A 22,756-nucleotide genomic window follows, 5' to 3' on the forward strand; every position below is an offset into this window, starting at 1 on the left:
GATTTGACCTTTTTTTTGCTGGCATAGCTCTTGCGAGGAGACAGGTATAACTATGATGAAAAAATGGGGTGTGGTTTATGGATGCGGCAAATGTACAGGCCAATCTGGATCTTGTCTGGATTATGGTCTCTGCTGCACTGGTGATGTTTATGCAGGCTGGATTTACTGCATTAGAGTCAGGACTGACACAGGCCAAGAACAGCATCAATGTTGCGATTAAAAATATTACTGATTTCATTATTTCTGTACTGACTTTCTGGGCGGTCGGTTACGCCCTGATGTTTGGCGCAAGTTCGGGTGGATGGATTGGCAGCAGCGGTTTTGGTCTGTCCGGTTTATCTGAACCTTCTGATTTTGCTGCTTTTGCCTTTCAGGCCACTTTTGCCGGAACAGCAGCCACAATTGTATCCGGAGCGGTAGCGGAACGAACAAAGTTTCTGGCCTATGTGGTTGTGGCTATTCTGACGACCTGTGTGATTTATCCGGTGTCCGGGCACTGGATCTGGAATAGTGATGGCTGGCTGGCTCAGCAAGGCATGATTGATTTTGCCGGTTCAACGGTGGTGCATTCTCTGGGAGCCTGGGTCGGACTGGCAGGGGCTATCGTGGTCGGGCCTCGTTTAGGTGTGTTTAATAAACAGGGTGGCGTGAATAAAATTCAGGGACATAGCCTGGTTCTGGCTGTAGTCGGGGTGCTGATTCTCTGGTTTGGCTGGTTTGGCTTCAATGGTGGCAGTACTCTGAGTGGCGATGCCAGTATCGCTAAAATCATCGCCAATACTATGCTGGCAGCCGGTGCCAGTGGCCTGAGCTGTTTTTTCCTGTCGATGATGCTGCATGAGCGCCGTGAAGTGAATGTTGAAAAACTGCTGAATGGTGTCGTCGGTGGTCTGGTGGCCATTACTGCAGGTTGTGCTGTGGTAGAGCCTGTCGGTGCGGTGGTCATTGGTTTTACGGCAGGTGCTGTATTGTATCTGGCGGAGTGGATTATTCTGCATATGATGCGGGTGGATGATCCGGTTAACGTGGTGGCAGCACATGGTGTCTGTGGTGCTCTGGGAACCATTATGCTGGCATTCTTTGCGCCGGAATCCGCTCTGGTAAATGGCAGTGTGACAGATCAGTTGCTGGTGCAACTGACCGGTGTATTTGCTGTATTTGTCTGGGGTTTTGGTCTGGGTTACGTGATCTTTGCCCTGCTGAAAGCCTTTGGCGCATTAAGAGTGCCACCAGAAGATGAAGAGCGAGGCCTGAATGTCAGTGAGCACGGTGCCAGCTCTGCGCTGCTGGATATGCAGGAAGCAATGCAGATGATTATTAAAGATGGTGATCTGACCCGCAGAGTGAAAGTTGACACTGGCAGTGAATATGAACGGTTGGGGGCTATTTTTAACCTGTTTCTGGACAGTTACGAGAAAGCGATTGGTGATATAAAATCCGCATCGGGTGAGCTGACCGATTATGCTCATGCGATGGCTAAAGCCAGCGAAGAGCTGGAGGCTGGTGTTTCCAGTCAGAAAGAGCAGAGTCTGCATATCACTACCGCTATTACTCAGCTGTCTGCTGCGGTGAAACAACTGGCTGCCAGTGTACGTGAAACCTCAGCTCAGACAGAAGAAGCAACTCAGCAATCCTCTAATGGTCACAATCTGGTGAAAGACAGTGTAAAAGGGATTCATGAACTGGCCGAACAGATCTCACAAGTGCATCGGGTGACGCAGCAGGTGGAGAGTAAAACATCGGCCATCACCGGAATACTGGAAACCATTGAAGGCGTATCAGAACAAACCAATCTTCTGGCTCTGAATGCGGCGATTGAAGCAGCCAGAGCCGGTGAGGCCGGACGAGGCTTTGCTGTAGTAGCTGATGAGGTGCGTACACTATCTCAGCAGACACAGGGATATACCCGGCATATTCAGGATACCATTGGTCAGCTGCAGAGTGAGGTCAGCAGTGCCGTTGATCTGGTGAAAAGCGGGCATCAGCTGGCAGATAACAGTGTATTAGCCGTCAGTGGTTCTGGTGATGCCTTTGCGGCGATTAATCATATGGTTCATGCGATTAACCATAGCAGTGCTGAAATCGCCACAGTGGCGGAACAGCAATCACAGATTGCGATAGAAGTGGATCATAATATTCGTCAGATTAATGATGTGGTGTTGCATACCGCAGAAGAGGTCAGGGTACTGAACGGCCTGGGGCAGAACATTGAATCTCTGGCGCAGGGCTTACAGGCTTCGGTGGCCAGTTACTCTGTCCGGCAGGTAGTACAGTGATAAGCTGAGGCGAGCAGATGGGAAAAATTAATCTGCTCACCCAAAAAGGGCGATAGGCGATAGCCAGGCTTTACGCTAGTATCCTGTGCTACCCATCCTGACAAGTCACAAATCAGTCCTCTCATGTTTAAGATTGGTTGGGATGGATATGACTTGTTTGGTTCTGATAAGGAAACAGGATGCAGCGTTCATTTCTTAATGTATCACCCTATCTTTTGCTGGTGATGACTACGTTATTCTGGTCCGGAAACTTTGTTCTGGGTCGTGCCGTTCATCTGGATGTGCCGCCGGTTGGACTCAGCTTCTGGCGCTGGTTGACTGCTCTGGTTGTTATCCTGCCGTTTGCATTGCCTCGTCTTAAACAGAGCTGGCCGGTCATTCGTCAGCACTGGCTTATTCTGCTGGTACTGTCTGTGTTCAGTGTGGCCTGCTTCAATACTATGGTGTATATGGGATTGCAAACCGCTCCGGCCAGCAACAGTATTCTGCTGCAATCGGCCTGTCCTGTGATTATTCTGATGTTGTCCTGGTTATTCTTCCGGGAAAAGGTATCTCTGTTACAGGGCGCCGGTATGCTGTTATCTCTGGCAGGTGTTGTGGTTGTAGTGACTCAGGGCAGCCCGGCATCCATTGTTGATATGGATTTTCTGAATGGTGGTACGGCCTGGATTCTGGCTGCAGTGTTCTGCTGGGCCGTTTATTCCACTCTGTTGCGGCTGAAACCGACAGAGTTGGGAGGTTTTGCTTTTTTTGCCCTGACCGTTCTTGTCGGCGTGATTGTGCTGTTTCCTTTTTACCTCTATGAGACACTGAATGGCCGACCTATGCCATTTACAGTGACTTCTGTTGCCAGTGTGTTGTATGTGACCATTTTTGCTTCGATTCTGGCGTATCTGTTCTGGAACCGAGCGGTAGCTGAATTGGGGGCGAATCGCAGTGGTCAGTTTATTCATCTGATTCCTGTGTTTGGAATTACGCTGGCAGTGCTGTTTTTGGGGGAAACCCTGCAACTGTTCCATTTTACCGGTTTTGCCCTGATTTTCGGGGGTATCTGGTTGGCAACAGTGATTGCCCGTAAACCTGCCTGAGTCGATCCTGCTGTATATTGCAGAGCCTGTTATATACAGCAGGGTGTGGTACTTGTCTCTCAGGCGCTGAAATACATGTTGAATCTGTGATGCACCTCGAAGGGGCTGTGCCGTAACTCTGCGGATCAGTTAAAACGGATAAGCAGCACGCCGCAGAATAGCATGACTACGCCCAGTACTCGCCACAGGTTGATACTGTGCTGAGGGAAGGTTGCCCAGCCAAAGTGATCCAGCATTAAAGACATGGTTAACTGACCTGCAACAAACAGTGCCATCATGGTGGCGGCTCCCAGTCTGGGAGCCAGAAATGCTGATGTGGCGACAAATACCGCACCCATTAGTCCTCCGGTCCAGGCCCACCAGGGCGCTTGTTTCAGACTGGCCATAGCAGGCCATTCCTGACGGGTCAGTACGGCAACAATAAATAAAGAAAGGGTACCAACGACAAAAGAGATAAAGGATGCCCATATTGCACCTTCACTGTTCTGTGCCAGAGTACTGTTGACGCCGGATTGCATTGGCATCAGTGCTCCGGCCAGCAGGGCCAGAGCGGCCCAGATGGTAATAGTCGAAAAGATCATAGTATCTGTGTCTGCCTGATTGGGAAAGTAAGGATCTGTTGAGATCGGCCAGATCCGGTTTATCTGAATATAGCTGTGGAGGTTAACAGAACCGACGAACCGGACGCAGATATCCCCGGCTGTCGGTCAGAAGCGTTTCACACAGGCTTATAGCGATTGTCAGGATATCACGGACATGGATTCGGCATCTGCTGGTGTATTGCCTCAATACCGTTCAGAACCTCTTCACTCAGCGTCAGCTCAGCACTGGCAATGTTGCTTTTTAGCTGATCCATTGTGGTTGCGCCGATGATATTACTGCCTGTGAAGCTGCGTCCGGTGACAAAGGCCAGCGCCATTTGTGCCGGATCAAGGCCATGTTCTCTGGCCAGCTCAACGTATGCACTGGTCGCCTGTTCGGCTTTTTCGCTGGTATAGCGCTGAAAGCGCTTATAGAGGGTTAAACGCCCTTTCTCAGGCCATTGTCCATCCAGGTACTTACCGCTCAGTACACCGAAGCCCAGAGGTGAATAGGCCAGCAGAGGGATCTGTTCTCGATGAGCAATTTCTGCTAGTCCGGTTTCAAAGGTTCTGTTCAGCAGGTTATAAGGGTTCTGAATGCTGATCATGCGTGGCAGGTTATGTTGCTCTGATAGCTGCATATATTTCATCACGCCCCAGGGGCTTTCATTGGATACACCGATATGACGGATTTTACCGGCTTGTACCAGGTCATTCAGTGCTTCCAGAGTGTCCAGCAGAGGTGTGGTATTTTCCTCTTCCTGATGGGTGTAGCCCAGCTGGCCAAAAAAGTTAGTGTTACGGTCAGGCCAGTGCAGCTGGTAAAGGTCAATATAGTCGGTCTGCAGACGTTGCAGGCTGGCATCCAGTGCTTGCTGTATATGCTCTTTATTCAGGCGAGGGCCTCCTCTCAGATAGGTTAACCAGTCTCCGGGGCCTGCTACTTTAGTGGCCAGAACCACTTTGTCGCGGTTTGCACGGGCTGCCAGCCAGCTGCCTATATAGCTCTCTGTGCGTCCCTGGGTTTCACCCATTGGCGGCACAGGATACATTTCTGCAGTATCAATAAAGTTAATGCCCTGTTCCAGGGCATAATCCAGCTGCTGGTGAGCTTCCTGCTCTGTGTTCTGCTCTCCCCAGGTCATAGTACCCAGGCAAAGCTTGCTGACATTGAGATGAGTATTCGCCAGTGTCTGATAGATCATTTCTTGCTCCTGATCAGATTTCACTTGTGGTAATTATGGTAAACAGATGATTTTGTGGTGTAACACATTATTGCCATATTGCAGATTTACTCTGCTTTTTGTATCAATAATAATCCTGTGCAGTCTTGCGACACGAAAACAGAGTGATAGAATGCCGCCTCCGAGCAGGACATGCATTCTTTTTAAATAACCTGGTGACTAACGGTTTGATTATGTCTGAGCAGATCAGTGTTGTGACCCGACTGAAATTTTATCTGGCTGAGAGGATGTTCCATTCTTCTGCGCTTAAAGGGTCCAGACTGAGACACCGCTGGATAATGGCGTGGTTTAAACAGGCCGCCAGCGAAGGCCATCTTAAAGCCCAGTCTATGTATGGGCATTTGCTATATTTCCGTGGCGCGTCGCCGGTGGATAAAGGGCAGGGGGCGAACTATCTGCTGGATGCGGCTAAGCGTGGAGATGCTAAGGCACAGTATCAGATTGCCTGTATCTATGAGACTGGCTTTGGCCATTTGCAGAAAAATTATGAAAATGCTGTGCGCTGGTTTGTCAAAGCAGCTGAGCAGGGACACCCTCTTGCATGCCGTAAAATGGCGGATGCCTGTGAGCAGGGCAAATTAGGGTTGGCAGTGAACCCGGATCAGGTTCAGTACTGGCAACAGAAAATCCACCGATCGCTTGAGAACACCTCGGGGATGACGCTGTCACAATCTGTGAGCTAATTCCAGGCATGCTAATTGCTTTTCTACTAGACTAAAGACGTTGCACAACGGACGTGATGTGGTTGTCCATGTATCACAGGGAGCCGCCATCCGGGACGAGATTATTTTGACAGCACAGACAAAGCAGACAGATATGCCATTTATTATTGATGTTGAAGCCTCGGGATTTGGTCGTGGAAGTTACCCCATTGAGGTCGGTTTTGCTCGTCCTGACGGCAGTGTATTCTCTTGCCTGATCAGGCCTGAACCTGATTGGGAGCACTGGGATGAGAGTGCAGAGGAAGTGCATGGCATTCCCCGAGCCACTTTGTTTGAGCAGGGCAGCAGTGTGCAGGAAGTTGCAAAGAAGCTGAATGAAGAACTGGAAGGCAAGACGGTTTATACCGACAGTTGGGGGTTTGACAGCAGCTGGCTATCGTTACTGTTCTACCATGCTGGATTGCGGCAGTTGTTTCGGTTAGAAACACTCAGTAAGTTACTTTCGGAAAAGCAGATTGCGATCTGGAGTAAAGTTAAACAGCAGGTGACAACAGATCTGAATATTGATCGTCACCGGGCCGGGCCGGATGCCCGGATGCTACAACGTACCTATGAGCTGACATCTGATTCCTGATAGCGGGTATGTCTTTCAATACCAATAAAAAAACGGGCCCGGAGCCCGTTTTTTGTCTGAAGGCTTCTGCATTCAGACTAAAATGACGCGTCTTATTTACCGTCATCCAGGATGTTCTGGCGAATAAAATGAATGCCAAAACCACAAATCGCCACACAACCGATCACAACAGCCAGACCAGCTACTACAGCAGCATCTACGTACATAATTACAGCCTCATTCGGGGATTTTATAATTGGGCTGGGCAATGTAATGCTTTTGTCATGGGAATGCACCCCTTCTAAGGTGGCGAATTTAGAATCTTTTGGCATAAGAGCGATAGAATAATTTCTATTTTGTCTTTTTGATCTGGTTGCGCATAATAACGGTCAGTAATCCCTGTTACAGTGATATCAGGTTAAACGAGATAACTAAATGCAGAAAAAAATACAGAAAAAACCTGTGAATGTTCATTGGAAATCCCGGGTAACCCGTGCTCATAAAGCACCTTATATCGCCCGTACTCTGAGTGTTTCCCCTAAGCACCTGCATCTGGAAAGTGAATGGAGCCTTCCTGAGTCTGAAAAGGTCAGAGCTGAGGTTCTGGCATTGCATGATGGTAAAAAGCAGGTGCTGACTATTTATGGCAAGGTCAGAAGTTCCGTGTTGTTATCCACAGGGAGCAGTTACGGTCTTGATATACTGATCGAAAAGATTTCGGCTGAAGATCAGCAATTTATTGAGAACTACATCAAAGCCAGAGAAAGTTTGCGCAGCAGTTAAGGTTTTTCTGTGGTAATCAGGAGCAGTGCATCTGCTCCTGTATGCCTGTTGAAAAGGCGCTGCATCAGGGAATCATATCCATGATGCCAAACTCTTCATCCATCCATTGTCCGATTACGTTATATCCACACAGGTGGTGAGCATACTGAGTGTGCAGGCAACGTACGGTGTCCCAGTTGGCAATACCGCCAATGCCTCTTTTCTGCAGTAACGCCATAAAACCGGCTTGTTGGGCAAAAGCCCTGTCTTCTCCCGTCATATAACGAAATCTCTGGTCTACATAGTCCTGATGGCTGGCATGGTAAGCCTGCATAAACTCACTGTCTTCCAGCAGGCGCTCTTCCAGCTGTTTAATCACTCCGGTGGCTTCAATATGGCTGATCTCTTTTTTCAGCAGCTCCGAGGTCATCCAGTATAGCGTCGGAAACGGTTTTTTATCCGATATGGATGGCATACGAACCACCAGAGGAGTACCCCGGCTATCGGTTGCGGTAATAGCCTGCATACCTTTCGGTGCCCGACCAATTTGGGACTCGATTCGTGCGATTAGCTCTGGCACAGGGGCCAGCTCGGTTTTTTGATACATCGATTAGTTATCCGCTCAGTCTTTGCTGCGCTCAATTGCAGGTTTCCAGTATAATAGCTGACAATTTTGACCTGGATGGAATAGGAAAGCGAATAATGAAGAGATTGATGCGGGCCTGCGTGCTGGCGACTGCGTTTCTGACTTCTGGGGCAGCCTCCGCTGCTGCGACAGATTATGCCATAGGTACTGACCTGATACGCTGGGTTGATCCGACTCAGGATGACGGTATGGCTAATATTGTGTTTCAGAAGGCTCTGGGGCGGGAAGACGCCATCCATATCGACTTTTCTATGAAGGATGATCGCTACATCCTGGGGGCGGATTATAAAGTCTATAATCGCCGTTACTATCTGGGTTCTTTTATGCAGCTGGGTGCTATGCTGCATGTGGAAGATGGCAGTGCCGATTTTGGTATCGAAGGGGCTGTTGGTTATGAGTATTCCCCGTTCCAGGATTGGGTGTTATCTGCAGATATTCAACTGGTATTCGGACCAGATCATCCTGAGAAAGATAAGCAGGAGCCCTGGATTGTGCCTCGTGTACGCCTGATGTACGCCTTCTGATATCCGGTATTAACAGACAGTACCGGCTACAGGCTCTGGTCTGGTATCCGTCACCGTATCAGCATTGTTGGCACAGCCTTACTCTGTTGCTTTCTGCAGGGCAAGGCTTTGTTGTATTAAGTAGCAATGAAATGATACCGACAGGATAACTATCCTGAATACAGCAGGGTATCAGTTCTGACGACCAATACTGGCCCATTGCCCTCGGGTCAGTGATAGCAGATCATCTGGTGCCAGGCAGATTTCCAGTCCACGCTTTCCGGCACTAACGTGGATTTTGTCCAGGGATTGTGCGGAGGCATCAATAAAGGTTGGCAGTGCTTTTTTCTGGCCTAACGGGCTGATACCACCTACAACATATCCCGTTGTTTTTTCTGCTTTAACCGGATCAGCCATCTCCATCTTTTTACAACTCGCTGCTTTAGCCAGTGCCTTAAGATCCAGAGTGCCGGACACAGGCACTACAGCCACGACCAGCTTGCCATCGTTACTCTGGGCCAGCAGCGTTTTGAATACTTCCTCACTGTTCAGGCCCAGAGCCTGAGCGGCTTCTTCGCCGTAGGACGCGCTGCTGGCATCATGACTGTATTCTTTTATTTCAAATGAGATACCGGCTTTTTCAGCCTGTCGGATACCTGGTGTCACTGACATCACTCCTTTCTTATGGGACAGGTTGCTTTCTGTTCTGCTGCTCAGGTGCTTTATTGCCTGCTGACAGGCATCTTACCTCTGCCAGAGACTACGCAATCTGTCTATCCAGGGAGGTGCTATCATCAGATAGACTGTGGCCAGAGCGAATGACAGAACCGTGCCCCACAGCAGACCTGAGGAAGGATAACACCAGGCGACGCTGGTTGCATAAACCATTAATGACCCCAGTCCTGTGGGATAGTGCTTAATGATGGTAGCTGCTTTACCCGAACCATAACTTCTGTGCATAAGAACCAGAAATGGGAACATGGATACGGGAAATGCGGCCAGAATACCGGCAATGCTGGCTGGTACAACATGAGCCAGTCCGGTAATTACCAGTACAATACCGGCAGCAACCAGAGCCCGGAATATCAGAACCATGAAAGACATGGGGGCTTTACGGGTCACCTGTGTCTCTGGAATATGCCGGTATCCCCACAGACACAGTAGAATCGCTACAGCTGGCAGACAGGCCGCTGTAAGCAGATTCAGTGACAGCATCTGAATCAGATAACCGGATATGAGAAACAGGGTAATACCGCACAGACTGGCAAGCCCAATAATTTGCCATGATGCTGCAGGTTGCGTTTTATCCACAGGAATGGCCTGTGGCTCTGCTTCTGATGGCTGGTCTGTTACCGGTTTGCAGCCTAGCAGGTAGCCTGTGCTCAGCATCAGGGTACTGGCAAAACCAGCCAGTGTGTAGACAGCACTTTCAGCAGCAAAGTCAGGGCTGATCTCATAGCCAATAAAGAACAGTGCAATCGCTGTTCCCAGAGGGTAGCCAGATAACATTCCGGCAACTTTCGGGCTGACACGTTCTGCAATCATGGACAGTGCCAGTACGATAGCAACCGATACCAGCACTTTTATCGTAATCAGCGTAATCATCCCTGTAACAACACGACTTTACCCAGCGCCTGGCCGGATTCCACTTTCTGATGGGCTTTGCCGACTTCGGTAAAAGTATATACTTCTTCATCCAGCAAAGGGTGTACGTAACCGTCTCCGGTCAGACTGAACATCGCTTCCAGAGCGTCTCTGTGGTTGTCAAAATCCTGGCCATACAGTAAAGGGGTGGCAATAAATACAACATGCAGGGTCAGGTTTTTACCATGCAGAGGTGACAAGTCGTGGGTGGACCTGGCTGCGATAGTCGCTACTGTGCCGCTGACTCTGGCCGCCTGGAAGGATTTGTCCATGTTATCAGTACCGACAGTGTCAAATACCATATCAAACCCCTGTCCACCGGTACAACGCTGAACATACTCTTCCACACTTTCCTGCTGGTAGTTAATGGTTTCATCGGCACCCAGCCGGGTTGCAATACGAGCTTTTTCTTCGCTGGATACTGTCGTATATACCTTTGCACCTGCCCATTTGGCAATCTGAATAGCAATATGTCCTACACCGCCGGTGCCTGCGTGGATCAGTACCTTATCTCTGGGCTGAATCTGAGCCCTTTCAATCAATGCTTTCCAGGCTGTGATAAAAACAACAGGTAACGCAGCGGCTTCGGCGAAAGCCAGGCTTTCTGGTTTTTTTATCAACAGGCGGGCATCTGCCAGCATGTATTCTGCCAGAGCACCCTGATAATTTTTAAGCCCACCGGCAAAGCCGAAGACCTCATCACCGGGTTGCAGTGTTGAAACATCTTCAGCAACTGCCGTCACTATGCCAGAAACATCACCATGAAGAATGGCCGGAAATGCGGGGTTTGCCTGCACCAGACCGGCCCGGATTTTAGTATCCAGAGGATTAACACTGCTGGCTGCCACTTTAATAATGACGTGACCAGACTGAAGTTCAGGTTCTGATAACTCTGTCTGTTCAAACTGGTCTGGACCACCGTATTGCCTGATGACCATTGCTTTCATGATTGCTTCTCCGGATTCAGAAATATAACACAGGTAACAACATGGCCGGATCAAAGATAAAGCCTGATCCATATGGATAACAGGTTGTCAGTTACTTTCGCCAGGTTTGCTTAAGATCAAGTTTTGCTCCGACTCTGCCGTCATTGTATCCCAGTGCCTGATCTTTACCACGGAAGAAAGACTATAATTATTATATGGGCTTGTTTCTTGCTTAATTCAGGAGGATTATATTTTGCAATGCAATTAAACCCTAAAAAAATAGTGTGAATAGAAGTGTTACTGTTTAATATCCAGTCCATTTTTATAAAAGGTATTTTAAGTGCCTGAATTTTGAGTCGTAATCAAAAAAATAATACGGCCGAATTCCATATGCAAATCGAACCCGAGGTATCCCTATGGAGATGTTGTTCCGACGTGTGCCTATCCAGCAAAGGATATGGCTGATTTTATTTCTCGCGTTATCTGTGATGGCATTGATGCTGTTTATTGTGCTTAAGCAGGAGAGAGCCAGCTTTACAGAACTCAAGCAAACAGAGCTTCGGCATCTGACTGAATCTGCTTTGAGTGTGGTGGATGATCTGAATAAAAAAGTATCTGCAGGAGAGCTGACTCTGGCAGATGCTCAGCAGGAAGTTCGCACGATTGTTCGCAGTATGCGTTTTAATGGCACAGACTATTTCTGGATTCAGGATCTGCAGGGCACCATGTTGATGCACCCGATAAAAGCATCCCTGGAAGGCCGTGATATGAATGGTATTAAGGATGTAAATGGTAAGCTGTTCTTTGCCAGTATGGTGCAGCAGGTTAAAACAAAGGGAGAAGGGTTGGAACGTTACTATTGGTCCCGACCTGGCAGTGAAAAGCCAGTACCAAAACTGTCTTATCTGAAAGCTTATCCACAGTGGGGCTGGGCTATTGGTACCGGTGTCTATGTCGATGATATCGAAAACCAGTTCTGGAAACAGGCCATCTCTGTAATCACTATTTCTGCCATCCTGATGGCTGGGTTATTTGTGATCAGCATCATGCTGGCCCGAAGTATTACCCGTCCACTGGTTACGACCGTTAATGCCTTGAAGGATATCAGTGAAGGAGAAGGCGATCTTACGGTCCGTCTCCGGGTACGGGGTAATGATGAAATTACTGGTCTGACCCGTTATTTCAATGGCTTTGTTGAAAAAGTACATCGGGTAATGGAACAGGTAAATACTTCATCATCGGCAGTATCAGCCTCGGCAGAAGAGTTGTCCCGGATTATGGATGAAGGGAGTCAGACGGTTGAACGTCAGGCCAGAGAAACAGACCAGGTGGCGACAGCAATTAACGAAATGTCTGCTACTGTGCACGAGGTAGCACAGAATGCGGGAGAAGCCGCTGGAGCAGCTAATCAGGCTGATCAGGAGGCCCGGCAGGGTAAAATTCAGGTTGAAGGCGCGATTGAAGCCATTAATACCCTGGCAAGTCAGGTACAGGGGTCTGCCAGCGTGATTCAGAAACTGAGATCGGACAGTGAAAATATTGGCTCTGTACTGGATGTCATTCGTGGTGTGGCTGAGCAGACTAATTTACTGGCGCTGAATGCTGCCATTGAGGCAGCCCGTGCAGGTGAGCAGGGACGGGGGTTTGCGGTGGTGGCTGATGAGGTGCGTACACTGGCTCAGAGAACCCAGGAAAGTACGGATGAGATTCAGTCAATGATTGAGCAGCTGCAATCTGCCGCTCAGGAAGCCGTTAAATCAATGGATATCAGCCTGGAATCGACGCAGAAAACAGTGACGACAACGACAGAAGCCGGAGCGTCGCTGGATTCGATTATGACCGCGGTTGAGTCTATTCGGGATATGAATGATATGATCGCCAGTGCGGCAGAAGAGCAATCACTGGTCGCAGAAGAGATTAATCGTAATGTTGTGAATATTGTCGATTTGTCACAGGTTTCAGCAGAATCAACCCAGCATGTTAATCAGGCCAGTGATGAACTGGCCAGTCAGGCGGATAACCTGCATAACCTGGTACGCCAGTTCCGTATCTGATCACACAGGCCCTGTGTTCCTGATCCGATAGGATTGACCTTGTGTTAAAAAGAAAAAGGGAAGACCGACGATCTTCCCTTTTCTTTTACTGCTGTTGTGTTCTGATATTTTCGTTCAGAGCATTATTGAGCGGCTAGCCAGGCTTCCAGCTCGTCGGCACCACCAACGTGTTCGCCTTCAATAAAGATTTGTGGCGTTGTACCCCGGCCGGATACCGCGTGCAGTGTGGCCAGACTAACACCGTGACTGCCGACAGTAATCTCTTCGAATTTCAGTCCGCGCTCATTCAGTGCCGCTTTTGCACGGGTACAGTGGCTGCAACCCGGCTTACCAATCAGAGTAATGCGTTTTGGCGGCTGAGCTTCCGGGTTCAGGTAGTTCAGCATGGTATCTGCGTCAGATACTTCAAACGGGTCGCCCGGTACATCAGGTTCAATAAACATTTTTTCAATAACACCGTCACGTACCAGCATAGAGTAGCGCCAGCTACGATCACCGAATCCCAGATCGGCTTTATTGACCAGCATACCCATACCCCGGCTGAAGTCGCCATTACCGTCAGGAAGCATAGAGATATTTTCAGCGCTCTGATCACCTGCCCAGGCGTCCATCACAAAAGGATCGTTGACAGACAGACAGATGATGTCATCAATACCGTTCTCTGCAAAAACCTGAGCCAGTTCATTATAACGTGGCAGGTGCGTACTGGAGCAGGTTGGCGTAAAAGCACCTGGTAATGCAAACACAATAACATTTTTACCTTTAAACAGATCATCGGATGTGATCTGAACCCATTCGTTATTCTGACGGGTGTTGAACGTAACCTGAGGGACTGCCTGGCCTTCGCGATTCTCTAACATACTCGATCTCCGTTTAATGAATATTGCCTGTTCCCGATAAACATTGCTTATGATTCCGGGTATGGCTGTAACCTGTGAAGTTGCATTAACTATAGGCTGATTTGTACATCATTAGAAATATAAAAAATAAATTCAAGTGATAGGTTTTATCTATCATTTGAGCTGAATCATGACAGGGTCTTAAGAGTTACTCTGGAATAACGTATTGTTATTGCATTGCAATAAATTTCCTGTTTACTTGAATAGAAGCAAATTATCTGAACAAAAGGTTTCCCTGTTATTGCCTGATTATCCGACTGGTCGCTGGATAATTTCGGAACCCGCTGTTCAGTATTTATCAGGAGAGATAACACCGGATAGAGAACGTCTCTCTGATTCTTGATACTACCAGGTGGGCCTATGTCTGTAAGGGAAAAAATAAAACCGCAATCTGTACTGTCTCCGGACAGAACAGAGATTGAAGGGGCGGCGATTCAATGGCATGCCATTGATAATAAGGAAAGTCTGCAATATCTGAATTCTGATGAGAAAGCCGGTCTGAGTCAGGCTGAATCGACGGATCGTCAGTTGAAATACGGGCTGAACCGCTTACCTTCACCACCGAAGAAAAGCCTGCTTCAGCGTTTTTTGCTTCAGTTTCATAATATTCTGATTTATGTGTTGCTGGCAGCAGGTGTGACTACGGCGCTACTGAATCACTGGATTGATACGGCAGTAATCGCTGCCGTGGTGATTGTTAACGCTATTATCGGCGTTGTCCAGGAAGGTAAGGCAGAAAAAGCGCTGGATGCGATCCGCAATATGCTGTCTCACCAGGCCATGGTGAAACGTGATGGTGCTTATATCACTCTGGATGCTGATCAGTTGGTGCCCGGAGATATTGTAACTCTGCAATCAGGAGATAAAATTCCGGCAGATATACGTCTGATTAACGTGCACGATCTGAGGGTTGATGAAGCGATTCTGACCGGAGAGTCCGTACCAACAGAGAAGCATCACAACACTTTATCGGTGGATACTGTGGTGGCAGACCGGAGTAATATGGCTTACTCAGGTACCCTGGTGACTTATGGTCACGCTGTGGGAGTCGTGGTAGCCACAGGGACCAAAACAGAAATTGGCCGTATCAACCAGATGCTCAGTGAGGTGGAAACGCTGGAAACGCCTCTCCTGCGTGAGGTGGATCAGCTGGCTAAATGGCTGAGTCTGGCGGTTGTGATACTGGCCAGCTTTACCTTTGCCTACGGGGTGTTCGTGCAGGATATGACCGGCGCTGAAACCTTTCTGGCTGCAGTAGGTCTAGCTGTCGCTGCAATACCGGAAGGTCTGCCTGCCATTATGACCATTACTCTGGCGATTGGCGTGCAGCAGATGGCACAACGTAGTGCAGTGATCAGGCATTTACCGGCGGTTGAAACTCTGGGCTCGATTAGTCATATCTGCTCGGATAAAACCGGTACGCTAACCCGTAATGAGATGACGGTGCGTACTGTTGAGCTGGGTGCACAACGCTATGGAGTGACGGGATCCGGTTATGATCCTCATGGCAGTTTTACTCTCAATGGTGAGACCGTTGATTCGGATAACGAAGCTGAGCTGATGAAACTGGCTCGGGCTGCCTTGCTGTGTAACGACGCATCGCTGGTCAAAAAAGAGGGACAATGGTTGCTGACGGGTGATCCGACCGAAGGGGCGCTGGTGGCTCTGGCAATAAAAGCGGGTCTGGACCCGGCTTTTGAGCAGGAAGAGTATCCTCGTACGGATATTATTCCGTTTGAATCTCAGCATAAATATATGGCGACACTGCATCATGATCATGCCGGGCATGGCACGATTTATCTGAAAGGAGCCCCGGAACGGGTGCTGGATATGTGCCAGTTCCAGCGCAGTGCAACGGCGGCTGGAGCAGAAACACCGGAGCAGGCCCGAGAGGCCATTGATAAGACGTTCTGGCTGGATCGTATGCAGGCCATGGCTGCCCAGGGGCAGCGTGTACTGGCTATTGCGAAAAAATCAGTACCAGCAGAGCATATCGAACTGAACTTTTCTGATCTGAATGACGATATGTGTCTGATAGGTCTGGTGGCCATGATTGATCCGCCAAGGGATGAGGCGATTGCTGCGGTGAAGCTGTGCCATAGTGCTGGAATCCGGGTCAAAATGATTACCGGGGACCATGTGGATACGGCGAAAGCCATCGGTGCTCAGATGGGTATTGGCGATGGGCATCGGGCAATGACCGGTTCTGAACTGGAAGAGATGTCTGATGATGAGCTGCAGAAAATCGTTGAAGATGTCGATGTTTATGCCCGCACCAGTCCGGAGCATAAGCTGCGTCTGGTATCGGCCCTTCAGGCCAGAGGCAAGGTGGTTGCCATGACCGGGGATGGCGTCAATGATGCACCGGCACTACGGCGTGCCGATGTAGGCATTGCCATGGGCATTAATGGCACCGAGGTATCGAAAGAAGCGGCTGAGATGGTGCTGGCAGATGATAACTTTGCCACGATTGCCCGAGCGGTAGAAGAAGGACGCACGGTTTACGATAACTTGAAAAAGGCGATTCTGTTCATTCTGCCGACCAATGCCGGTGAAGCTCTGAGCATTATGGGAGCGATCCTGATGGGGACTATATTGCCGATTACTCCGGTGCAGATTCTGTGGGTGAATATGATCACGGCTGTCACCCTGGCACTGGCACTGGCTTTTGAACCCGCTGAGAAAAATGTTATGGGGCGGCCGCCAAGAGATCCGAAAGCGCCCCTGTTATCCGGTTTTCTGATCTGGCGAACCCTGTTTGTCGGCATGATTCTGGTTGCTGGCACCTTCGGTCTCTTTCTCTGGTATCAGAGCGCCGGTGTCAGTGTGGAGTATGCGCGAACCATTGCGGTTAATACCCTGGTGATGTTTGAGATCTTTTATCTGTTCAGCTCGCGTTTCTTTATTGAATCCGTGGTTAATAAAGCCGGTATTCTGGGTAACCGTATTGCACTGTATGCGATTGCAGTGCTGGTGGTATTCCAGTTGCTGTTCACCTATACCAGCCCTATGCAGACACTGTTTGCAACCGAGGCGATTGCGCTGACTGACTGGCTGATCATTATTCTGGTCAGTTCCAGTGTCTTTGTGCTGGTGGAACTGGAGAAAAAAGTATTCAGGGATAAACGGCAGAAAATAGCACCCTGATATCTCTTCTGATCCGGAGCCCTTGTCAGGCAAGGGCTGAACATGTTATCTATATTCATATCAACACAGAAAAACCGGTTAAAACACCGGTTTTTCTGTTTTTTATAACTCTTAATTCTAAAAAGGTTGTTCTTTTAAGCTGATTCGTTTTATCAGTGGGAGCAACCAACTCAGGTGCTGGTCTTCATTATCAGTACCGGAAACTCAGAGGAAAAGACCATGAAAACCATGATTATGACACGCATTATGATGCCAATGATTAAACCTGTGAAACGCACTGTTGCACACCAGACCGTCGAACCATCAGCTTTTTATAATCAGGATCATTATCATGTTTGCTCAGAATACTTCAGTCGATAATCACGCGTTTCAATCTTTCTTCGCCGCTGGCGATTGTTCTGGCCATCTGTGCCGCTTCCCCTTAGCTTCCCTGCTACCTTATCTGTCCGAACTGTTTTCATCTGTATTGCCACAGTCCGCATCTGCCCCGGTGGATTCTGTCTCAGAGCATCAGGAATTAACGTCTGCTTCCATAGCTGAGCCATCATTGCAGGCTGTTCAGTTGGTACTCTCCGAACGTATTCATGCCAGTGTACCCTTTGCCATCAGTCAGGAGTGGCATAATCAGGTCTGGCATTATCAGGTATCCCTGCATCATCATCAGGCGATTCAACCGCTGCATCAGCATCTGAGTCAGAACAGCCTGAGCTCTATACCTGAACAACAGAAAACTAACTTGCAGCACTGGATCTATTTTGCCAGTTCACTGGATCAGTTGAAGCAACAGCTGATTCTGCAGCCGCTGACCCCGGAGCAGCGTACACGTCAACGTATTAATCATCTCTATGACTGGTTACAACAGCAATTGCAGGAAGGCAGCCTGATTGATCAGCACCTGATCCTGCCATTAACCAGTTTGCCGCTGGGAGATGGTCTGAATCGAAAAGTATCGGACAGTCTGCAGCGTGTGGGTAAGCTTTGCCTGCCGGAAAGACAGCGTTTACAGCCACTGAATTATGCTCTGATTAGTGACGGGCGTTTAAGCGAAGGCTATGGCTTGTTGCCGGATGCGTTATTCCGTGTGACGGATTCTCTGTCTGCAGCCGGACTGAATCACGAGACATTACTGGTACTGGATCAGCCTCAGTGCCAGCAACTGGTGGATACTCTGCGTCCCTGGCGTTCATAGAAACATGGCTGGTCTTAATTGAATTTTTTATGTATTGCCGATTTTGAAATCATAAAGAGCTGAAATATTCTTCATTTTACGTAAAACACCGGCTATTTTCCCTGTAATAGCGTTTTATGTATTGTAAATGCCTACAAAGGTTTTTCGATATTTATACTCTTTTCCTCCCCGGCCAGTGCCTGGGGAGGAAAGAAATATTCATGTTGAGAAACTTAACGACTAGCAGGTTACTCCGAGCTTTTACCAACGACTCCTTAGCTGCTATAGGCTACCCCTTCGGGGATATAGTTCGGTGATGTGTCTTGTTACAGACTGTCTGATGTTGTCTGGTTAACCGAAGGAACGTAATCATGAGAATTTTTCAGGCTGACTGGCAGCACCTGGATGAGACTGCACGTTTATTTGATCTTTACCGGCAGTTTTGTGATTGCCCGACAGACTTCTATGCCGCCAGAGCGTTTATCCAGGCTCGATTGGATAATCAGGATTCACTGATTTTTCTGTTACAGGATGATTCCGATGACATCATAGGGTGCAGCCGGATCTATCCTTTGAAGACTCAGATGTTACCTGATAGATAACACCTGAGGCCTGAGCAGAGCAGAAGGCGTGCTTAGCGACCGAGCATACGAGACAGAGTGCGGTCTTTGTCGATCAGATGATGCTTCAGTGCACCGACAATATGCAGGACCAGAGCTGCGATCACCAGGTTGCTGATCATACCATGCATCCCGTGAGCCATACCGGCCAATGGTCCGAACAGAGGCGCGGACTGACCAGGGTTCGCCGGGTCCGGGTTCTCAGCAATCAGCTCCAGTCCGAATACTCCCAGGCCATTGCCTCCGGCAACAGACATCACAATGCCGGATAACGGAATCAGCACACTGCCGATCAGTAATACGTAATGCACCAGTTTAGACAGCGACTGTTCCAGTTTACTGTACTGGCTGACCGGTTCAGGCCAGCCCTGGCGTATGCGCCGCCATACCCGGATCAGTGCGATGACAAAAATTAATGCACCTAAGGATTTGTGCAGGTCATACAGGTGCCAGGCTTCGTTCTCTTCCATATAAATGCCCAGCGCCAGCAGTCCGATAATAGTCCAGCCTGTCAGCCAGTGTAACAGCACCGATGCTTTATCCAATGTGCTGTTTGCAGAATCTGTGTCGTCTGATGCGGCGGGATTCACCGCTATTTCATTGTTACTCATCTCACGGTCCTGAGTCTGTTCTGAGCTTTCAGCTCATGTGTCCTTTCATTTTTTATGTGGTACACGGAGGCTTTTCTGCTGTGCTTATTCGCCAGTTTTTATGGCACTCCGGGATAGGGCCTGTACCCTCGCTGTCAGATACAGGCCTTATCGATATGAAACCGGCAGGTTTCAGTTCTGAGCGACAGGGAAGCCGGTTGCTCCACTGATCGTGAGGACTTCTACCAGAGAGTTGTCTTTGGTTACGATTTCTACTTTATAGGTGTTTTTTTCACCAGAGGTCACTTTACCAACCTGCAGGCGGTCATTGCCCCGATAAATAAGACGGGAGGTGACCAGTGTTTTGACTTCATCGGAGGTCAGTTCCAGGTCCCGGTCCCATTTGCCACCTTTACGGTCATGATGTCCACCGGAATGGGCATGGTTCTGACCAGATTTCTCTCTTTTGTCACACTTACCTCCATCATGATCACCCCAGCCAGCCATAGCTGGGGTACTCAGTAACAGAACCTGACTCAGTACTACTGCAGAAAGAATACGTTTTTTCATATGTCACCTCATGGTTGCATTGATTATCCGGACTGGGACTGTTTGTCTGATTGGGTGTGTCCGCCACAATCCGTGTCATTTTGGATGAGTTTATTTAAACGCGGAAATATCCCTGAACTTTGTCAGAAAGAGGCTTTTTTGCAGCAAAGTATGGCAAAGCCGGAAATTGACACATTTTGTCAAAGTTTTTTTTCCGGCCTCAGTTATAGTAGAAGAAACGGCAATGCCTGCCGCCTGTTGTCCGGGTTATCTGAGTGCTCTTTAACGGTTGTACTGAGCCAGAGCCGGGGCAGTATCGCTTTAACATCTTTATTGTCAGGTAGAACTCTTGAGCCCGGATAATCCCCACATTCTGATCGTTGATGATGAGCAGGAGATACGCGAACTGCTCAGCCGCTTTCTGGAAAAACATGGTTGTCGTACTTCTATGGCTGCTGATGGTCGCACAATGGAAAAAGCCTTGTCTGATTCCGGTATTGATCTGGTAGTGCTGGATATTATGATGCCGGGAGAAGATGGTCTGGTGTTGTGCCGTAAGTTGCGCAGTTACTCTAATTTGCCAGTGATTATGCTGACGGCGATGAGCGAGGAAACAGACCGTATTGTGGGCCTGGAGATGGGGGCTGATGATTATCTGACCAAGCCTTTCAGTCCTCGCGAGCTGCTGGCGCGTATCAAGGCGGTTTTACGCCGTACTCACAGTTTGCCGGATAACCCACGGCAGAGTTCAGATCAGGACAAAAGCCTGGTGCGCTTTGACCGCTGGCAACTGGATCTGCATAAACGGGAACTGCTGGATGAAGAAGGCATTACGTTATCGCTGAGTACAGCTGAGTTTGATCTGCTGCAGGCTTTTATTGAGCATCCGCAACGGGTTCTGTCCAGGGATCAGTTACTGGATCTGGCTCGTGGACGAAATGCTCAGTTGTTTGACCGTTCTATCGATACGCTGGTCAGTCGCTTGCGTCGTAAACTGGAGCATGATCCCAAAAGCCCCCAGCTGATCAAAACGATCTGGGGAGGAGGCTACAGTTTCTCCGTAGATGTTGAATATGTTTAAGTCCGGCATCCGTCACTTCAGACAGAAGTTTAATACTCTGCTATCCCATCCGGGGGACTGGCGCAGCTGGCTGGCGTTACTGCGGCCAGATACTCTGCGGGCCCGGTTGATTCTGTTGATGTTACTGACACTGATCCTGATTCAGTGTGTCAGCATCATGGCATATATGAAAGACAGAAATCAGCTGATCAGTAAGGCCAGTGCTAATCTGCAGGTGCAGCGTATTGCGGCGTTGATCAGTCTGGTGGACCAGTCTGAACCTTATCAGTACAAAGCTATTCTGAAAGCGACAGAAACTCCCGGACTGGCTGTGTTGATCTCTGGTGATGCCCTGGTGGCCGATGGCAGAATGGATAACGAAGCCGCATATATGCAGAAAAAATTGTATTACAAAACCCACCGGCAGCCTGAACAACTGATTCGGGTAACCTATGAGCGCTATCGTCTGCCAGATGACTTTGACTGCGATGCCGGAGATTATGAAGGTGCCGGTAAAAGTGGGCGTTATTTCCAGGGCAGTAATCATAGTTACTGGATCAAAGAGGGAGATAAGGGACGCCCTGATCATCATGGTGACTGGCGCGGCCGTTATCAAGGACCTGATTTTCGCCCTTATGAGCTGAGTATCTCGGTACTTTTGCCAGATAACCGCTGGCTGAATATCCGGGCAGCACGAACTGACGAGTTGCCGGTATGGAACTGGCGCTCAGCGTTGGGGCTGTTATTGACCGGTTTTCTGGTTGTGGGACTGATGCTCTGGTTGTTGCGCAGTAATACCCGTCCATTACAGAAACTGGCAGATGCAGCAAACCGGATTGGCAGGGGGATGGATACTGATCCGTTGCCGGAAGAAGGGGCTCGTGAAGTACGAAATACCATTCAGGCCTTTAATAGTATGCAGGAGCGGCAGCAGCGTTTTATCAAGGATCGCATGCTGATGCTGGCAGCAATCTCTCACGATCTGCGTACCCCGATCACTAAACTCCGGTTGCAATCTGAGTTTGTCAGTGAGCAGGATATTCAGCAGAAAATGTTGCATACCCTTAGCGATATGGAAGCGATGCTGACGGCAACGATGAATTTTGCCCGTGACGATGTGCAGAATGAAGAGAGTCGGCCAGTTGATATGGCCAGTCTGGTACAGAGCTTATGTGACGATCTGATCGATCAGGGGGCGGAACTCCAGTGTCAGGTACCAGAGCGTCTGGTCTGCGAATGCAAGCCGACAGGATTCAGACGCATGGTCAGTAATGTACTGGAAAATGCCGTGAAATATGCCGGTTCAGCAAATGTTATCCTGCAGACAGAGACTGATGCAGAATCAGGTACCGACTGGATTATGCTGACCGTTACAGATGATGGGCCGGGTATTGATGAAAGCCTGTTTGAACAGGTGTTCACGCCATTTTATCGTATCGAAAGCTCCAGAAACCGGAGTACCGGAGGTATGGGACTCGGGCTGAGTGTAGTGCGCAGTGTCGCTTTGCATCATGGTGGTCAGGTACAGTTGCAGAACCGGCCTGAAGGTGGGTTAAAAGTGGAGATTCGTATTCCCTGTTAATCAGGGTTATCCGGCGAATTGCGCGTTATGACTTGTTGTGCTCTTGTGAAACTGGTGTAGCCTTTTATAGAAAACCCTGATTTTTCAAGGGTTGAATATATTATGGGGTGTCCGCAAATCAGACGTATCTGAAATAATATTA

Annotated in this window: 21 protein-coding genes; 12 read left to right on the forward strand and 9 right to left on the reverse strand. The window is 48.9% G+C overall.

All coding sequences use genetic code 11. From position 1 onward, the window contains the following. Nucleotides 1-77: 77 nt before the first annotated feature. Both amt and H4O21_RS09755 read left to right on the forward strand, forming a co-directional pair. Nucleotides 78-2,276 (forward strand): ammonium transporter, encoded by a 2,199-nt coding sequence (amt, locus tag H4O21_RS09750; protein WP_182808678.1) that lies wholly within the window; start codon nt 78-80, stop codon nt 2,274-2,276. A gap of 179 nt (nt 2,277-2,455) precedes the next feature. Continuing rightward, a complete protein-coding gene (locus H4O21_RS09755) occupies nt 2,456-3,364 on the forward strand; it encodes a DMT family transporter (protein WP_182808679.1) in 909 nt (302 codons plus the stop codon). Between the two features lie 125 nt (nt 3,365-3,489). Here H4O21_RS09755 and H4O21_RS09760 read toward each other — a convergent pair whose 3' ends face one another. Both H4O21_RS09760 and H4O21_RS09765 read right to left on the reverse strand, forming a co-directional pair. Then, on the reverse strand, nt 3,490-3,945 hold the full coding sequence (locus tag H4O21_RS09760) for a DMT family transporter (protein WP_182808680.1): 456 nt from the start codon (nt 3,943-3,945) through the stop codon (nt 3,490-3,492). A 167-nt stretch (nt 3,946-4,112) separates the two neighbouring features. Next, a complete protein-coding gene (locus tag H4O21_RS09765; RefSeq protein ID WP_182808681.1) occupies nt 4,113-5,150 on the reverse strand; it encodes an NADP(H)-dependent aldo-keto reductase in 1,038 nt (345 codons plus the stop codon). Nucleotides 5,151-5,362: 212 nt separating this feature from the next. Between H4O21_RS09765 and H4O21_RS09770 the strand changes: the two genes are divergently transcribed. From H4O21_RS09770 to H4O21_RS09780, 3 genes are all read left to right on the forward strand, one after another. Next, nucleotides 5,363-5,872 (forward strand): tetratricopeptide repeat protein, encoded by a 510-nt coding sequence (locus H4O21_RS09770; protein ID WP_182808682.1) that lies wholly within the window; start codon nt 5,363-5,365, stop codon nt 5,870-5,872. A 133-nt stretch (nt 5,873-6,005) separates the two neighbouring features. Beyond that, nucleotides 6,006-6,485, forward strand: coding sequence for a 3'-5' exonuclease (locus H4O21_RS09775; protein WP_182808683.1), 480 nt, complete (start codon nt 6,006-6,008; stop codon nt 6,483-6,485). Between the two features lie 441 nt (nt 6,486-6,926). Then, a complete protein-coding gene (locus tag H4O21_RS09780) occupies nt 6,927-7,247 on the forward strand; it encodes a hypothetical protein (RefSeq protein ID WP_182808684.1) in 321 nt (106 codons plus the stop codon). Between the two features lie 64 nt (nt 7,248-7,311). Here H4O21_RS09780 and H4O21_RS09785 read toward each other — a convergent pair whose 3' ends face one another. After that, on the reverse strand, nt 7,312-7,833 hold the full coding sequence (locus H4O21_RS09785; protein WP_182808685.1) for a DUF501 domain-containing protein: 522 nt from the start codon (nt 7,831-7,833) through the stop codon (nt 7,312-7,314). 95 nt (nt 7,834-7,928) lie between these two features. Here H4O21_RS09785 and H4O21_RS09790 point away from each other — a divergent pair, with 95 nt between their 5' ends. Beyond that, on the forward strand, nt 7,929-8,396 hold the full coding sequence (locus tag H4O21_RS09790) for a hypothetical protein (RefSeq protein WP_182808686.1): 468 nt from the start codon (nt 7,929-7,931) through the stop codon (nt 8,394-8,396). Between the two features lie 171 nt (nt 8,397-8,567). On the opposite strand, the gene ybaK is transcribed toward H4O21_RS09790, so the two are convergent. The 3 genes from ybaK to H4O21_RS09805 form a co-directional block, all read right to left on the reverse strand. Beyond that, complete coding sequence (gene ybaK / locus H4O21_RS09795) at nt 8,568-9,047, reverse strand: Cys-tRNA(Pro) deacylase (protein ID WP_220495600.1); 480 nt, start codon at nt 9,045-9,047, stop codon at nt 8,568-8,570. Between the two features lie 72 nt (nt 9,048-9,119). Beyond that, nucleotides 9,120-9,980 carry a hypothetical protein gene (locus H4O21_RS09800; protein WP_182808687.1) on the reverse strand — a complete coding sequence of 287 codons (861 nt, stop codon included), beginning with the start codon at nt 9,978-9,980 and terminating at the stop codon, nt 9,120-9,122. Further along, nucleotides 9,977-10,966, reverse strand: a complete 990-nt coding sequence (locus tag H4O21_RS09805; protein ID WP_182808688.1) for a zinc-dependent alcohol dehydrogenase family protein — start codon at nt 10,964-10,966, stop codon at nt 9,977-9,979. The genes H4O21_RS09800 and H4O21_RS09805 overlap by 4 nt, the downstream gene beginning before the upstream one ends. Nucleotides 10,967-11,361: 395 nt before the next feature. Here H4O21_RS09805 and H4O21_RS09810 point away from each other — a divergent pair, with 395 nt between their 5' ends. Beyond that, entirely contained in the window at nt 11,362-12,999 is a 1,638-nt protein-coding gene (locus tag H4O21_RS09810; RefSeq protein WP_182808689.1) for a methyl-accepting chemotaxis protein, read from the forward strand. Nucleotides 13,000-13,121: 122 nt separating this feature from the next. On the opposite strand, the gene H4O21_RS09815 is transcribed toward H4O21_RS09810, so the two are convergent. After that, the gene (locus H4O21_RS09815) at nt 13,122-13,859 is read right to left on the reverse strand and encodes a glutathione peroxidase (RefSeq protein ID WP_182808690.1); all 738 of its coding nucleotides are present in this window, start codon (nt 13,857-13,859) and stop codon (nt 13,122-13,124) included. Nucleotides 13,860-14,258: 399 nt separating this feature from the next. Between H4O21_RS09815 and H4O21_RS09820 the strand changes: the two genes are divergently transcribed. From H4O21_RS09820 to H4O21_RS09830, 3 genes are all read left to right on the forward strand, one after another. Further along, a complete protein-coding gene (locus H4O21_RS09820; protein WP_182808691.1) occupies nt 14,259-17,045 on the forward strand; it encodes a cation-transporting P-type ATPase in 2,787 nt (928 codons plus the stop codon). A 331-nt stretch (nt 17,046-17,376) separates the two neighbouring features. Then, nucleotides 17,377-18,234, forward strand: coding sequence for a hypothetical protein (locus H4O21_RS09825; protein WP_182808692.1), 858 nt, complete (start codon nt 17,377-17,379; stop codon nt 18,232-18,234). A gap of 350 nt (nt 18,235-18,584) precedes the next feature. Continuing rightward, nucleotides 18,585-18,815 carry a hypothetical protein gene (locus H4O21_RS09830; RefSeq protein ID WP_182808693.1) on the forward strand — a complete coding sequence of 77 codons (231 nt, stop codon included), beginning with the start codon at nt 18,585-18,587 and terminating at the stop codon, nt 18,813-18,815. Nucleotides 18,816-18,847: 32 nt separating this feature from the next. Here H4O21_RS09830 and H4O21_RS09835 read toward each other — a convergent pair whose 3' ends face one another. Together H4O21_RS09835 and H4O21_RS09840 are read right to left on the reverse strand one after the other, a co-directional pair. After that, a complete protein-coding gene (locus H4O21_RS09835; protein ID WP_182808694.1) occupies nt 18,848-19,444 on the reverse strand; it encodes a cytochrome b in 597 nt (198 codons plus the stop codon). A gap of 171 nt (nt 19,445-19,615) precedes the next feature. Next, nucleotides 19,616-19,993 (reverse strand): hypothetical protein, encoded by a 378-nt coding sequence (locus tag H4O21_RS09840; RefSeq protein WP_182808695.1) that lies wholly within the window; start codon nt 19,991-19,993, stop codon nt 19,616-19,618. A 328-nt stretch (nt 19,994-20,321) separates the two neighbouring features. Here H4O21_RS09840 and H4O21_RS09845 point away from each other — a divergent pair, with 328 nt between their 5' ends. Beyond that, the gene (locus H4O21_RS09845) at nt 20,322-21,053 is read left to right on the forward strand and encodes a response regulator (RefSeq protein ID WP_182808696.1); all 732 of its coding nucleotides are present in this window, start codon (nt 20,322-20,324) and stop codon (nt 21,051-21,053) included. After that, nucleotides 21,046-22,614: an ATP-binding protein gene (locus tag H4O21_RS09850; protein ID WP_182808697.1), complete on the forward strand. Its 1,569-nt coding sequence runs from the start codon at nt 21,046-21,048 to the stop codon at nt 22,612-22,614. Before H4O21_RS09845 ends, H4O21_RS09850 begins: the two co-directional genes overlap by 8 nt. Nucleotides 22,615-22,756 lie beyond the last annotated feature (142 nt).

The sequence above is a fragment of the Oceanospirillum sediminis genome, assembly GCF_014164585.1.
GTDB lineage: Bacteria > Pseudomonadota > Gammaproteobacteria > Pseudomonadales > Halomonadaceae > Oceanospirillum > Oceanospirillum sediminis.